At 74.1% G+C, this 12,632-nt stretch carries 11 protein-coding genes; 4 read left to right on the top strand and 7 right to left on the bottom strand.

What is annotated here, in order from left to right:
• Window positions 1-138 precede the first annotated feature (138 nt).
• Complete coding sequence (locus ACN27D_RS29055) at window positions 139-1,029, top strand: SGNH/GDSL hydrolase family protein (RefSeq protein WP_047891061.1); 891 nt, start codon at window positions 139-141, stop codon at window positions 1,027-1,029.
• Window positions 1,030-1,068: 39 nt separating this feature from the next.
• Here the strand turns inward: ACN27D_RS29055 and ACN27D_RS29050 are convergent, their stop codons facing one another.
• Window positions 1,069-1,875, bottom strand: a complete 807-nt coding sequence (locus tag ACN27D_RS29050) for a cysteine hydrolase family protein (RefSeq protein WP_120570351.1) — start codon at window positions 1,873-1,875, stop codon at window positions 1,069-1,071.
• Between the two features lie 72 nt (window positions 1,876-1,947).
• Window positions 1,948-3,231, bottom strand: a complete 1,284-nt coding sequence (locus ACN27D_RS29045) for a glycoside hydrolase domain-containing protein (RefSeq protein ID WP_121684140.1) — start codon at window positions 3,229-3,231, stop codon at window positions 1,948-1,950.
• Between the two features lie 210 nt (window positions 3,232-3,441).
• Between ACN27D_RS29045 and ACN27D_RS29040 the strand changes: the two genes are divergently transcribed.
• Window positions 3,442-3,594, top strand: a complete 153-nt coding sequence (locus tag ACN27D_RS29040; RefSeq protein WP_162959110.1) for a hypothetical protein — start codon at window positions 3,442-3,444, stop codon at window positions 3,592-3,594.
• The gene (locus ACN27D_RS29035) at window positions 3,594-4,559 is read left to right on the top strand and encodes an N-acetylmuramoyl-L-alanine amidase (RefSeq protein ID WP_120570353.1); all 966 of its coding nucleotides are present in this window, start codon (window positions 3,594-3,596) and stop codon (window positions 4,557-4,559) included. Before ACN27D_RS29040 ends, ACN27D_RS29035 begins: the two co-directional genes overlap by 1 nt.
• A gap of 51 nt (window positions 4,560-4,610) precedes the next feature.
• On the opposite strand, the gene ACN27D_RS29030 is transcribed toward ACN27D_RS29035, so the two are convergent.
• Genes ACN27D_RS29030 through ACN27D_RS29020 form a run of 3 tightly spaced genes read right to left on the bottom strand, consistent with a single transcriptional unit; the run spans window position 4,611 to window position 7,466 of the window.
• A complete protein-coding gene (locus ACN27D_RS29030) occupies window positions 4,611-5,840 on the bottom strand; it encodes an epoxide hydrolase family protein (RefSeq protein ID WP_421500528.1) in 1,230 nt (409 codons plus the stop codon).
• 22 nt (window positions 5,841-5,862) lie between these two features.
• Window positions 5,863-6,765 carry a redoxin gene (locus ACN27D_RS29025; protein WP_421500527.1) on the bottom strand — a complete coding sequence of 301 codons (903 nt, stop codon included), beginning with the start codon at window positions 6,763-6,765 and terminating at the stop codon, window positions 5,863-5,865.
• The gene (locus ACN27D_RS29020; RefSeq protein ID WP_421500526.1) at window positions 6,762-7,466 is read right to left on the bottom strand and encodes a DUF1223 domain-containing protein; all 705 of its coding nucleotides are present in this window, start codon (window positions 7,464-7,466) and stop codon (window positions 6,762-6,764) included. The genes ACN27D_RS29025 and ACN27D_RS29020 overlap by 4 nt, the downstream gene beginning before the upstream one ends.
• A 177-nt stretch (window positions 7,467-7,643) precedes the next feature.
• On the opposite strand from ACN27D_RS29020, the gene ACN27D_RS29015 reads away from it, so the two are divergent.
• Window positions 7,644-9,869, top strand: a complete 2,226-nt coding sequence (locus tag ACN27D_RS29015) for a hypothetical protein (RefSeq protein WP_421500525.1) — start codon at window positions 7,644-7,646, stop codon at window positions 9,867-9,869.
• Between the two features lie 13 nt (window positions 9,870-9,882).
• On the opposite strand, the gene ACN27D_RS29010 is transcribed toward ACN27D_RS29015, so the two are convergent.
• Together ACN27D_RS29010 and ACN27D_RS29005 are read right to left on the bottom strand one after the other, a co-directional pair.
• Window positions 9,883-10,440 (bottom strand): GNAT family N-acetyltransferase, encoded by a 558-nt coding sequence (locus ACN27D_RS29010; RefSeq protein WP_120570358.1) that lies wholly within the window; start codon window positions 10,438-10,440, stop codon window positions 9,883-9,885.
• Window positions 10,437-12,479 (bottom strand): penicillin acylase family protein, encoded by a 2,043-nt coding sequence (locus ACN27D_RS29005; protein WP_421500524.1) that lies wholly within the window; start codon window positions 12,477-12,479, stop codon window positions 10,437-10,439. Before ACN27D_RS29005 ends, ACN27D_RS29010 begins: the two co-directional genes overlap by 4 nt.
• Window positions 12,480-12,632 lie beyond the last annotated feature (153 nt).

Raw genomic sequence — 12,632 nt, 5'->3', positions numbered from 1 at the left:
GACACCTCTGGCCGGCCGGAGGGACGGCGGTGGACCACATCCCGGAACGGGATTTAGTGAGGCCTATCGATATTGACGCATGTCACAGGCGCGGACAGAATCCCAGCACCACCACCAGGACCCCTCCGGGAGGGCCCCATGAACCGTCCCCGCCTGCCGCTCCTGCGGACCGCCGGCCGGATGACCGCGCTCGTCGCGGCCGCCGCCGGCGTGCTGCTCGCCGCCGCCGCACCCGCCGTCGCCGCCGCACCCTCCGGGCGCTACGTCGCGCTCGGCGACTCCTACACCTCCGCCCCGCTCGTCCCCACCCAGGTCGACCTGAACTGCCTGCGCTCCAACCGCAACTACCCGTCCCTGGTCGCGGCGTCCGCCGGTTCGGCGTCGTTCGCCGACGTGAGCTGCTCCGGCGCCACCACCGAGGACATCCTGTACGGCGGCGACGGCGCGCTGGGCATCGCGCTGCCGCCGCAGGTCAACGCCGTCACCTCGACCACCGCGCTGGTGACCGTCCAGATCGGCGGCAACGACATCGGCTTCTCCGGCATCATCGGCGACTGCGCCGAGGCGAGCGTGAGCAGCCCGCTCGGGTCACCCTGCAAGGACCGGTTCACCGCGGGCGGCACCGACCAGTTGCGGGCCCGGATCGCCGCGACCGCGCCGAAGGTGACGGCGGTGCTGCGGGCGGTCCGCCAGGCCGCGCCGAACGCGCGCGTGGTGGTGCTCGGGTACCCGGCGATCCTGCCCGACAGCGGATACGGCTGCTGGCCCGTGGTGCCGATCGCCTACCAGGACGTGCCGTACCTGCGCGGCGTCCAGAAGGCGCTCAACACGATGCTCGCCGACACCGCGGCGGCGGGCGGCGCGAGCTACGCCGACGTCTACACGCCGTCGATCGGCCGGGACACGTGCAAGAGCAGCGGCACCCGCTGGGTGGAGGGGCTGGTGCCGCAGAACGCGGCCGCGCCGTTCCACCCGAACGCCCGGGGTGAGCAGGGCATGGCCACGGCCCTGCTGGCGCACCTGAACTGACCCGGCCGGGTGAGCCGGTCCCGCCGTGTCGGGACCGGCTCACCGCCGGTAGGGCGACGGGTCGGCGAACCGGTCGGTGGTCGTGACGAACCCCCAGCACTGCTTGGTGTTGAACACGACCGCGTCCTTGCAGTACGCCGGGCTGGACGTGGCGGTGGCGTCGGCGACCAGGACCGGGTTGTAGTCGCGGAAGTAGGCGCTCTCGATCGTGGTGCTGACGCACTGGTCGGCGTTGACGCCGCAGACGAACAGCGTGTGGATGCCCTGGGTGCGCAGCACCTGGTCGAGATGGGTGCCGTAGAACCCGCTCATCCGCACCTTCTCGACCATGACGTCGTCGTCGCGGATCAGCGGCTTCAGCTCGTCGACCATCTCGGCGCCCCACTCCCCGGCGGTGAGCACCCGCCCGTGGTCCAGCGGCTGGCCGATGCCGCACTGGTCGGGCGTGTGCTTGAACGAGTGCAGCGTCGGTGCGCCCAGGTTGCGCAGGTCGGGGCGGTTGTGCCAGTACACCCAGATGACGAACATGTCGTGGCGGCGGGCGGCCTCGACCGCGCGTACCACCCCCGGGATGGCCTCCCGGCAGGCCCGGTAGTCCAGCCCGGAGCGGTGGGTCCAGCCGCCCTCGGCGCAGAAGTCGTTCTGCATGTCGACCACCGCCAGCGCGCCCCGTCGCGGGTTGTCGGCGAACGGCATCAGCTCCGCGTCGAAGCGGAGCAGGTCCTCCGGCGGGTCGTCCGGGGCGAACAGGACGTGATCCGGATAGAGGTGCCACCTGTCGGTGCTGGCGGCGAGCTGCACGCCGCCGTCGCCGGTGTCCCCGTAGACCGCCCGTCGCCCCGCCATACCGTCCGTTCTAGCCGCCCGGCGGACCGGCCGGGCGGCTACAGCGGCAGTGCATCCGTACGGGTGCGGGCGTCAGACCCGGGTGATGCGTACCGCGTCGGCGACCACGTAGCCGGTCCCCGCGCTCCAGCGGCTCACCCCGACCTTGTCCCCGGTCCCGGCGGCGAGCGTGAACACGCCGAGCGACACCCAGCGGCCGCCGCCGGCGCGCTGGTCGACGGTCACCGTCCGATTGCCGGTGGTGGTGGCCACCAGGTACGGGGTGCGGTCGTTGTAGCCGGGGTCGGCCGGGTACCACACCGAGACCTCGTAGGCGCCGGTCGCGGGCAGGGTCGTCCGGAACCAGGCCACGTCGCTGGACGCCACGGGTGCCGCGAAGCGGTAGTCGGCGCCGTGGCGCTGCGCGGAGTACGCGGAGGTGCCCCAGGCCGCGCCGGCGGTGAACCCGCCCGCCGTGGCGTTGTCGACCGTGACGCTCCACGACGCGGGCGGCGTACCGGCCCGTACGTCCAGGTAGTTGCGGTCGATCTTCATGGTCACGCCGCCCCACGTCTCGGTGACGTCGCCGGCGTACTGGTGCAGGCGCTGCTGGTCGGCGTAGCGGTCGTCGGCGCAGTACGTGCCCCCGTCGGTGTCCGCGACCCCGTTCCACCAGGCGATCCAGATCTGGTCCAGCCGCAGGTACCGGGTGTCGTGGTAGGCGGCGCAGACGTCGGTGATGCCGGACGAGCCGCTGGAGTACATGCCGGCGAGGTAGCCGCGAGTGTGCAGCCGCTCGACCCAGCCGGAGAGGAAGGAGAGCACCGCGGCCCGGCAGCTCGCGTTCGACGGGTACTGCTCGATGTCGTTGTAGAGCGTGCTGCCCGCGCCGATGCCGAGCGCCGCCGCGGCGGCGGCCGCGCTGTCCGCCGCGGTCCTGCCCTGCCCGCGGGCGGTGGCCGCGTCGGCGGACATCTTCGGCGTACGGGTGCCGCACGGCGCCTGGTAGCCGAGCTCGATGGGGATGAGCCGCCAGCCCTTGCGGGTCTGGTCGGCGACCCAGGTCGCGGTCAGGTTCGGTTGGGCGCAGGTGCGGCTGCCGCCGCTGATGTAGACGCCGACCGCGCGGTACGGCGAGGCGGCGAGCCAGGCGTCCATCGCGGCCTGCGACGGCGCGGTGCAGGTGTCGAAGCCCTTGCCGGTGAACGTGCCGGGCTGCGGGCCGACCGCGGCCAGGGCGGACTGCGACTCGGCGGCGGGCTGCGGGCCGGCGACAGCCGGTGTCCCGGCCCGGGCCGGGACGGCCGATGCCGTTGCCGGGACGGCCGTGGCCGCGACCACGGTGAGAAACGTCAGGGCCGTGGCGATCGCTCTCATCGGCGCCCCTCCTGTGCGGGATTCCTCGCTCGACGGCGAGACATGGGCAGGATTTCTACCACGCATCGACGGATGACGACAGATGATGGTGGCGAAAGTTTTCACCGAAGAAACGATCAATGAAGGGTATCGACAAGACGCCGGAAGCCGGTATAGCGTTCCCGCACTCACATCCGTCGATCGGTGAAGCGCCGTCACCCGAGGAGCGCCATGCCCACGTCACGATCCCCCCGTCTGCGACGCCGAGGTCTGCTCGGCGTACCCGCCCTGGTGGCCGCCGCCCTCGCCGTGGCCGTCCGGCCCGGCACGGCGCTCGCGGCGCCGAAGGCCGAGTGCCTCGCCGACCTGCTCGGGGAGCAGTGATGGCCACCATTCCCTGGCTCGTGGACGTGCTGCGGGCCGCCGGTGTGCAGGTCGTGGTCGAGGGCGACTGGCTCAACCGGATGCGCCCCGGCTCCTTCGACCCGATCGGGGTGCTCTGGCACCACACCGCGGCCACCTCCAGCGCCACCAACCCGCACCCGGCGCTGAACATCTGCATCAACGGCCGTTCCGACCTGCCCGGCCCGCTCTGCCAGGCGCTCGTGGACTACAACGGCGTGTTCCACGTGATCTCCGCCGGCCGGTGCAACCACGCCGGCACCAGCGGCGGCAGCGGCCCGATCCCGGCCGGGGACGGGAACACGCTGATGATCGGGTGGGAGATCGACTACAACGGCGTCGACCAGCGGATGACCACCGCCCAGTACAACGCCAGCATCGCGGCCACCGCCGCCGTGCTCAAGCGGCTCGGCCGGGACTCCAGCTACGCCCGGGGACACCGGGAGACCAGCACCACCGGCAAGATCGACCCGTCCTTCATCGACCTGAACACCATGCGCGCCGACGTGGCCGCCAAGATGGCCGGCGGCGGCACCGGCTGGACGTCGATCGTGGACAACGCCACCGCGGGCCGGTTCACCGCGAGCGCCAGCTGGGGCACCTCGACGTACTCCGGGCAGCGCTACGGCGCCGACTACCGCTACGCGGACCCGGTCGCCGCGAGCGACGCGGCCTGGTACAAGTTCAACGTCCCGCGGACCGGCAACTACCGGGTCGAGGCGTGGTGGCCGGCGAACGCGGGCTACAACGCGGCCACGCCGTACATCGTCGCCACGACCACCGGCAACCGGACGATCGTGGTCGACCAGCGGGCGACCGGCGGGCAGTGGCGCTCGCTCGGCACGTTCACGCTGCCGGCCGGCGACGCCAACCGCGTCGCGGTCAGCCGGTGGAGCTCCGCCGCCGGCCTGGTCATCGCCGACGCGGTCCGGCTGACCGAGGTCTGAACCCGGGGATGCGGCCGGGTGGCATCCCACCCGGCCGCATCCGTCCCGACGTCAGCGCAGCGACCGGAAGGCCACCCGCATCTCCTGGGCGAACAGCTCCGGCTGCTCCCAGGCGGCGAAGTGCCCGCCCCGGTCCACCTTGTTGTAGTGGATCAGGTTCGGGTACGCCCGCTCGGCCCAGCTGCGCGGTGCGAGCAGGATCTCGTCCGGAAACTGGCTCACCGCGGCCGGCACCCGGACGCCCTTGGCGGCGAAGAACGACAGCGCGTTCTGCGCGTACAGCCGGGCCGAGGACACGCCCGTGTTGGTCAGCCAGTAGAGCGTGACGTTGTCCAGGATGTCGTCGCGGCTCAGCCCGCCGGGCCGGCCGGCGAAGGCGGCGCAGATCAGGTCCAGGCTCGCCGCGTCGTGGTCGAGCATGAACGTCGCCAGGCCGACCGGCGAGTCGGCGAGCGCCACGAGCGTCTCCGGACGGGTCGTCATGATCAGCGCGTACGCGGAGTGCTTCCAGAAGAAGTCGATCCGCTCGCAGGCGGCCCGCTCCTCGGCCGACAGCCCGGCCGGCAGCTCCGCGAGCGGGTTGTTGACACCGGTGATGCCGCTCTGCAACAGCGCGTCGATCTCCGGCGGCACCACGCAGGGCATGTTCGTGTGGATGCCGGCCAGCTCCGGCGGGGCCTGCACGCCGAGCATGTCGGTGATCAGCGCGCCCCAGTCGCCGCCCTGCGCCACGAAGCGGGTGTAGCCCAGCCGCCGCATCAGCTCCGTCCAGGCGCGGGCGATGTGCTGCGGATCCCAGCCGGGCCGGTCCGGCTGACCGGAGAACCCGTAGCCGGGCATCGACGGGATCACCAGGTGGAACGCGTCCGAGGCGCTGCCGCCGTGCGCCGTCGGGTCGGTCAACGGACCGATGATCTTCAACTGCTCGATCACCGAACCGGGCCACCCGTGCGTGACGATCAGCGGCAGCGCATCGGGGTGCGGCGAGCGAACGTGGATGAAGTGGATGTCCAGGCCGTCGATCTCGGTGACGAAGTTCGGCAGGTCGTTGAGCCGCGCCTCGACCCGGCGCCAGTCGTACTCGGTGGCCCAGTAGCGGGCGAGCGCCTGACTGGTCTCCAGCGGCACGCCCTGCGACTGGTCGTCCACGGTCTGGCGCTCCGGCCAGCGGGTGGCCGCGATCCGGACCCGCAGGTCCTCCAGGTCCGCCTCCGGCACCTCGACGCGGAACTCACGGATGCCGGCGCCGGTACGCGTCGGCGTCATGGTCTTGACGGCCACGGGTTGTCCTCCTCGGGTCGGGTCAGGGACCGAACGTGAAGACGTACGCGCGGAAGCCGGGCCGCTCGGCGCGCAGGGTGAGCCGGTGCTCCCCCGGCGTCGCGCCGTCGACCAGCCGGATCATGGCCGCCCGGTCGACGAGGACCCGGTCGTCCGGGCCCACGTCGGCTCCGCGCGCGTCAGCGGCCGGTTTCCCGTCCAGCAGCACCCGAATCCCGGCCGGTCCCTCCGGTCCCGGGTCGGCCACCAGGTTCACCTCACCGGCGGTGAACGGCAGGACCAGCTCGGCGCCGGCATCGCCGGTCTCGACGTACTCGCCCTCGACCCGCCAGTCGCCGGTCAGCGCGTACGTGCCGGGCACACCGCGGTCGGCGCCGAGGTAGGTCTCCGGGGTGATCCCGGCGTACGTGGGCTGCGGGCCGGTCACGAACGCGGTCACCTCCGCTGTGACCGGCGGCAGCGCGGTCGCGGGCGCGGCGGCCTCGACCAGCCGCCGGATCAGCGCCTCGGTCCGGTCGTAGTCGCCCTCGCCGACCCAGCGGTCGGCCAGCCGCCCGTCGGCGTCGAAGAGGTACTTCGCCGGCCAGGCGTCGTTGCGCAGGGCACGCCAGAACGTGTAGTCGTCGTCGATCGCGATCGGGTAGGTGAGCCCGTGGTCGCGGATCGCCCGGTCGATGTTCTCCGGGAGCCGGCCGAACGCGAACTCCGGCGCGTGCGCGCCGACGACAGTGAGCCCGAGGTCGCGGTAGTCGCGGTGCCACGCCCGCACGTACGGGGCGGTGCGGATCCAGTTCACGCAGGTGTACTCCCAGACGTCGACGAGGACCACACGTCCGCGCAGATCCTGCGGCGTCAGCGGCGCGGAGTTCACCCAGCGGCCGACGTCGATCGGCGGCAGCCGGGTCGCCACCGCGGCCCGGGTCATCCGCGGTTCCCGTCGCCGAGGTCGACGGCGGTCGCGCCGACCACCGCCCGGTCGCCCTGCTGCACGTATCCGACGACCGACGCGCGGCGCGGGTCGGGCGCCGCCGGCACGTCGATCTCCATCCGGCCCCGCTCCCCGTTCAGCTCGGTGGAACAGAACGCGCGCACCACCGTGTCCTGGCGCAGCCGCCGCCCGGCGTTCTCGCCCCGGGGGACGTCGTTCTCCAGGCCGCGCTCCACCACCGCCACGTTCAGCCGGGCCTGCTCGGGCAGCGCTCCGGTCTCGTAGTCGAGCACCACGTGCCCGGCGTCGGCCGTCACGACGGACAGCGTCACCGGCGTGCCGGGCGACGCGGCCAGCGCGGCGTCGATCGCCGAGCCGGCCTGCCGGCGGTCCGACCCGACGAACTCGACCGTTCCGTTGACGATCATCTGCGGCGTGTAGAGCCCGCCGGTGCGCAGCGTCCGCGCGTACCGCTCCTGCCGCAGCGTGTGCGCCTGCGCGCCATAGGGATCGGCCCAACCCAGGTGGTCCCAGTAGTCGACGTGGAAGCCGAGCGTGTAGACCCGCTCCCCGCGCTCACGCGCGTCCCGGTCGATCTCGGACAGCACCTCCTCGGCGGGCGGGCAGCTGTCGCAGCCCTGGGAGGTGAACATCTCCACGACGGCGAAGCCGTCGCGCGGGAACGATGCGCCGGTCATGCGGGCTCCCTTCGTCCGAGGACGTCCGCCGGCGGTTACCCGGACGGCGCGGCTTCGAACGGGCCGCCCGCCGGGCCCACGGGCGTTTGCCCCCCGGCCCGGCCGGGTAGGACGCTGCGCCACCCGAGGGCGGGCCGTGCCAGGCGGCGTGGGCGGCCGGGACGTCGCGGAGGGTCGATGACGGCTGGACCAGGGCGGGCACAGGCGCCGTCGGGCGAGGTGGTGGAGCTGCGGGTGCACGGCGTCTCCTCGGCCGGCGCCGCCGAGGTGCTGGGCCGGCCGCTGGTCCGGCAGGTCGCGGGCGACCGCAGCGCGGGCTTCTACCGGCCCCGCCCCGGGCTCGCCGACGCGCAGGGCGCCGGCGGGGTGACGCTGGAGGCGTACCGGTGGAACGACCTGCCGTCCGGCACCGCGCTGCGTACCCTGTCGCTGCTGTTCCTGATGCCCTTCATGCTGCTCAACGTGGCCGTGTGGATGCGGCCGGGGGACGCGGTCGGCGGCGCGGTGGTGCGGGGGCTGTGCCGGGTGCTCGGGCTGAGCCTGACCGCGCTGTACGTGCTCTCCGGCGCCGGGGTGGCGCTGGACCTGGTGGCCTGGCAGTGCCTGTCCGTGCCGGCCTGTATCTCCGACCGGGAGTGGCTGTCCTGGATGGGCGGGCGGCCGGTCGGGTTGCGGCTCGTGGTGCTGGCGCTGGTCCCGACCGCCGCGGTGAGCCTGGTCTGGTGGGGCGCCCGGCGTCCGGGACGCTCGTTCACCGCGTTCCGGGCGCCGGAGAGGGCATCCGCCGGCCCTCCGTTGAGCACGATCGGCCAGTGGGACACCGAGCCGCTGATGGGCCGGCTGCGCTCGATCCACATCGCGGCGGCCTTCGCCACCCTCGACGGCTGTCTCCTCGCCGCCCGGGCCGCGCAGGGCGTCCCGCCCACTGTGGCGGCGCTGCTGGCGGTCACCGGCGCGGTGCTGCTCGCCTGCGTGGTCCTGGTCTGCGTGCCGCCGCTCGTCGACCGGGCGCCCACCGACCCGCGACGCGACCGGGTCGCCCGGGTGCTGCGCGGCACCGCGGTCGGGCTCACCGTCGTGGTGGCCGGGTACCTGCTGTTCGCCCCGGTCCGCTGGCGTACCGGCGGGGGCCTGCCCGGCTACGGCTCGATCCTGACCTGGCTGCTGGTCACGCACGCGGTCCTGCTCGGCGGCCTGGGGGCCGTGCTGCTCTGGCACCGGCTGCGGGTACGCGGCCACCAGCCGCCGAACGGGCTCGGCGCGCTCGTGGTCGCGGCGGCGGCGGGCGGGCTCGCGGTGGCGTACTCCGCCGAGCTGGTCCAGCGCACCGCCGACCTGCTGGACCGGGGCGTGTCCCCGGCGGACGACATACCGGGTCCGGCGCGCGCGTACACCTGGGCGATCTACGGTTTCTTCCGCGCCCTGCTGGTCACGCTGGCGGCCGCCGCCGTGGTGGCGCTGGTGTCCCGGCGCGGCCGGATCCGGGCCGCCCAGGCGGTCGTCGAGCGCGACTTCCCGGCGCCGCCGGCCGAGGCGGCGCCCCGGCTGCGGCAGGTCCGGACGATGATCGTGCGGGCCCGGTTCACCGACCTGCTGGTGCCGTTGGCGGTGCTGTTCGCCGTCATGGCCGGGGCGGGCGCGGCGACCACCGCGATGGCGCTGGTCCGCCCCGAGCCGGGCGAGGCCCTGGAACGCCGCACGCACGTGCCGGCCGAGCTGGTCATGTTCGGCATCGAGGTGGGCGGGGTGGCGCTCTCGGCGGCGGTGCTGGCCCTGGTCGTGGCCGGGATCTTCGCCTACCGCAGTCCCGGGTTCCGCCACCACGTCGGCGTGCTCTTCGACCTCGCCACGTTCTGGCCCCGGGCTGCGCACCCGTTCGCACCGCCCTGCTACGCCGAGCGGGCCGTGCCGGAGCTGGCCCGGCGCATCACGTTCCTGGTGCGCAGCGGAAACGGGGTGCTGCTGTCCGGCTACAGCCACGGCTCGGTGCTGGTCGCCGCCACCGTCCTGCAACTGCCGGCGGAGATCAGCGCGCGGGTCGCCCTGCTCACGTACAGCTCGCCGCTGCGCCGGCTCTACGCCCGGCTGTTCCCCGCCTACGTCGGCGACGAGATGCTGCGCGGGATCGGCGGCCGGCTCGGCTGGCGGTGGCGCAACCTGTGGCGGGACACCGACGCGCTGGGCGGCTGGATCTTCTCCCCGCACCGCGCGGACGAGCCGGCCCGCGTCACCGGCCCGGAGGCGACCGTGGACCGTCGTCTCCGGGATCCGGAGAGCCTGGTGGCGCCGCCCTGGGACAGCGTCCCGCCGCCGATCAAGGGTCACCTTCCGTCCGAGGACGACCCGGCGTACGCCGAGACGGTGCGGGACCTGGCCGGGCGGCTGCGCGCCGTCGAGCCCTGACGCGGGCGGGGCGTCACGCCGCCGGGTGGTCCGCCTCGAACCGTTCCCGGGTGAGGAACGCCAGCCTCGCCCGTTTGTCCGGCATGTCGATCTCGTCGCCGAGCGTGAATCCCTCGATCCGCAGCCGGCGCAGCATGACGTCGTTGCGGACGTCCGGCTCGACCACCACGCGGCGCGCGGCCGGATCCCGCAGCAGGAACCGGACCAGGGCCGGGAAGACCGCCCCGGTCAGCGAACCCGGATACCGCCGGGGCGCGTCGAGCAGCAGGTGGATCCCGACGTCGCCGGGCAGCACCGGGTAGCGGTCGCCGACCGGGTCCGCCTCCGGCTGGTAGGTCTGGAACAGCCCGATCGGCTCGCCGTCGAGCCGGATCAGGTACGCGTGGTGGGTGTCCAGCCCGTCGACGAACGCGTAGATCTCGCGTACCTCGTCGACTGTGTGCGAGCCCATGCCCCAGAACCGGTTGCGGGGCCGGACCACCCAGCCGTGCAGCAGTTCGGCGTGCCGGTCGGGGCGTACCGGCTCCAGCGCCAGCTCGCCGAGGCCGGGGATCCGTTCCAGGTGGATCACGTCGACTCGTCTCCCGTCAGTGGGCCGGCGGGCACCGGGATCAGCGTCCCGGCGGCCCAGTGGGTGAGTTGGTCGGCGAAGTGCGCGTGGCCGGGGCGCCCGGATGCGCCGAACGGGACGATCCAGCGGCTGGCCGCCCGGTCGGTCAGGTCCCACACGTAGCGGGCCACCGGGCCGCGCCAGCAGGCGTCGGAGACGCCCGGCACGCTGGACGTGGCCAGCACGCAGTCGGTGTCACCGGCCAGCGCCACCCGCTGCCGCATCGCCGCGACCGCGTCGGTGACCGCCGGGGCGACACCCAGATGCACCGGGTGCAGCAGGTGCCGGCCGCCCCACTCACCGGGCGCCGGGCCGGCGGCCACCTCGGCCAGCGCCTCGGCGGCCGGTGCCGCGAGGCCGGCGCCGAACTCGGCGGCGAGGTGGTCCAGCGCCAGGCCGATCCGGGCCGCCGGGTCGGTCCAGGGCGCGAACAGCTCGTCGAAACCGCACGGCTCGCCGAGGGCACGCAACCTCGGGTGTACGCGCAACCGCCGGGCGAGCGCCGCCCGCCAGGCCGCGTACGCGCCGGCCTCGGCCGAGCCGGCCGCCATCGCCCGGTCCCAGCCGCGCAGCCGCAGCAGCAGCGCGCGGGCGGGTTCGTCGAGCCGGCCCGGGTCGAGCCGGTCGAGCAGCCGGTACAGCGGCCCGGCCGGGAGCCGGTCGTCGGTGTGCACCGTGGACGCGTCGGCGCCCTGGGCGAGCAGTTCCCGGATCCGGCGGGCCCGGTGCGGCGGGGCGAAGTCGGCGCCGTGTGCGGCCACGTCCTCGCGGCGGTCGTTCGCGCACACCGCCACGCCGTCGACCGGTTCGTCCACGAGCGGCAGGTAGTCGCCCCGCCACCGGTAGGCCGGCTCCCAGGCCGGTACGGGTTCCCGGCGGCACCGCTCGTCGCGTACCGGGACCAGGCCGGCGACCAGGCGGCGGACACTGCCCCCGGTGTCGGCGGCGAGCACGCTGTTGACCGGCTCGACCCAGTGGCGCAGCGCCTCGGCGACGTCACCGGTGTGCCGGGCGCGCAGCAGTGGCAGCAACGCCTCGAAGCCGAGGCGGGCCTCGACCCGGCTCGGCGTGCGCAGGGCGATCGCGTCGCCGGTGACCCGGTCGTGGTCGATCACCGGCCCGCGCGGCGTCTCGATCACCTCGACCGTCTCCGGGGCGCCGCCGCGGACCTCGATCTCCTCGACGTGGCGCGCGGCGGGCGTCCAGCCGTCCGCCTCGCGCACCAGCACGCGGTCGCCGTCGCGGCGCAGCCGTTCGCGGTAGAGGTCCTGGTAGTCGGCCATCGCGTTGGTGACGGCCCAGGCCACGTGGCCGGTGTGGCCGAAGTGCGGCAGGCCGGGTACGCCGGGGAAGGCGAGGCCGATCACGTCGAACTCCGGGCAGGCGAGCCGGACCTGCTGGTAGACGCCGGGTAGTTCGAGCAGCCGGTGCGGGTCCCCGGCGATCACCGGGCCGCGCCCGGTGGCCGGGTCGGCGGGCAGCGCCCAGGCGTTGCTGCCGGAGGACGCCGGTCCCTCGACCGCGAACAGCCCGGCCGCCTCGGGGCCGAGCGTGCGGGCCACGTGCGCGTGCCAGAGCTTGTTCGGGAACGTGGAGAAGAGCACGTGCTGGACGAGGAAGACGCCGAGCGGCGACCAGGGCTGCCAGGGTTCGGGCGCGGTGCCGGTGGCGGCGAACTCGGGCGCGCCGGCAGCACCCTCGGTGAGTCCGGAGTTGACCCCGTCGACGTACGCCTCGACCCACCGCCGGGTGTCCGGGTCCAGGCCCTCGTAGCAGCGCCGGGCGGTGTCGTCCAGCCGTACGCGCCGGGCGAACCGGTCCCACGCCAGTTCGGCCGCGCCGACGTGGGCGGCCAGCCGGCCCTCGGCACGCCATCGTTCGACGCTGATCTGCCAGGCCCGGTCCAGCGCGGCGACACGCCCCTGCAGACGCGCGAGCGCGTCGACGTCGGCGGCCCACAACCGGGGCACACCCCACCTGTCGCGATCGACGTACGTCATCGTCTCGCGCCGCCTCGGCGCGCCGGGCGCCGGTTCCGCTCCACAGTCAACTTAGGATAACCTCCCCTAACCGAGGGCGACCTTACCGCGACGCGGCCAAGGCGCCAACCACCGGCGCATCCGGGACAAAGCACCCCGAGTCGTGCTTGCTAG

The organism is Micromonospora sp. WMMD1274, assembly GCF_049179035.1.
GTDB lineage: Bacteria > Actinomycetota > Actinomycetes > Mycobacteriales > Micromonosporaceae > Micromonospora > Micromonospora tulbaghiae.
This window is presented reverse-complemented; position numbering and strand designations above follow the sequence as displayed.

Excerpts from the sequence above, each read along its gene's own strand:
- ACN27D_RS29055 (WP_047891061.1), top strand. The coding sequence starts at position 139 with ATGAACCGTCCCCGCCTGCCGCTCCTGCGGACCGCCGGCCGGATGACC.
- ACN27D_RS29050 (WP_120570351.1), bottom strand. The coding sequence starts at position 1,875 with ATGGCGGGGCGACGGGCGGTCTACGGGGACACCGGCGACGGCGGCGTG.
- ACN27D_RS29045 (WP_121684140.1), bottom strand. The coding sequence starts at position 3,231 with ATGAGAGCGATCGCCACGGCCCTGACGTTTCTCACCGTGGTCGCGGCC.
- ACN27D_RS29040 (WP_162959110.1), top strand. The coding sequence starts at position 3,442 with ATGCCCACGTCACGATCCCCCCGTCTGCGACGCCGAGGTCTGCTCGGC.
- ACN27D_RS29035 (WP_120570353.1), top strand. The coding sequence starts at position 3,594 with ATGGCCACCATTCCCTGGCTCGTGGACGTGCTGCGGGCCGCCGGTGTG.
- ACN27D_RS29025 (WP_421500527.1), bottom strand. The coding sequence starts at position 6,765 with ATGACCCGGGCCGCGGTGGCGACCCGGCTGCCGCCGATCGACGTCGGC.
- ACN27D_RS29020 (WP_421500526.1), bottom strand. The coding sequence starts at position 7,466 with ATGACCGGCGCATCGTTCCCGCGCGACGGCTTCGCCGTCGTGGAGATG.
- ACN27D_RS29015 (WP_421500525.1), top strand. The coding sequence starts at position 7,644 with ATGACGGCTGGACCAGGGCGGGCACAGGCGCCGTCGGGCGAGGTGGTG.
- ACN27D_RS29005 (WP_421500524.1), bottom strand. The coding sequence starts at position 12,479 with ATGACGTACGTCGATCGCGACAGGTGGGGTGTGCCCCGGTTGTGGGCC.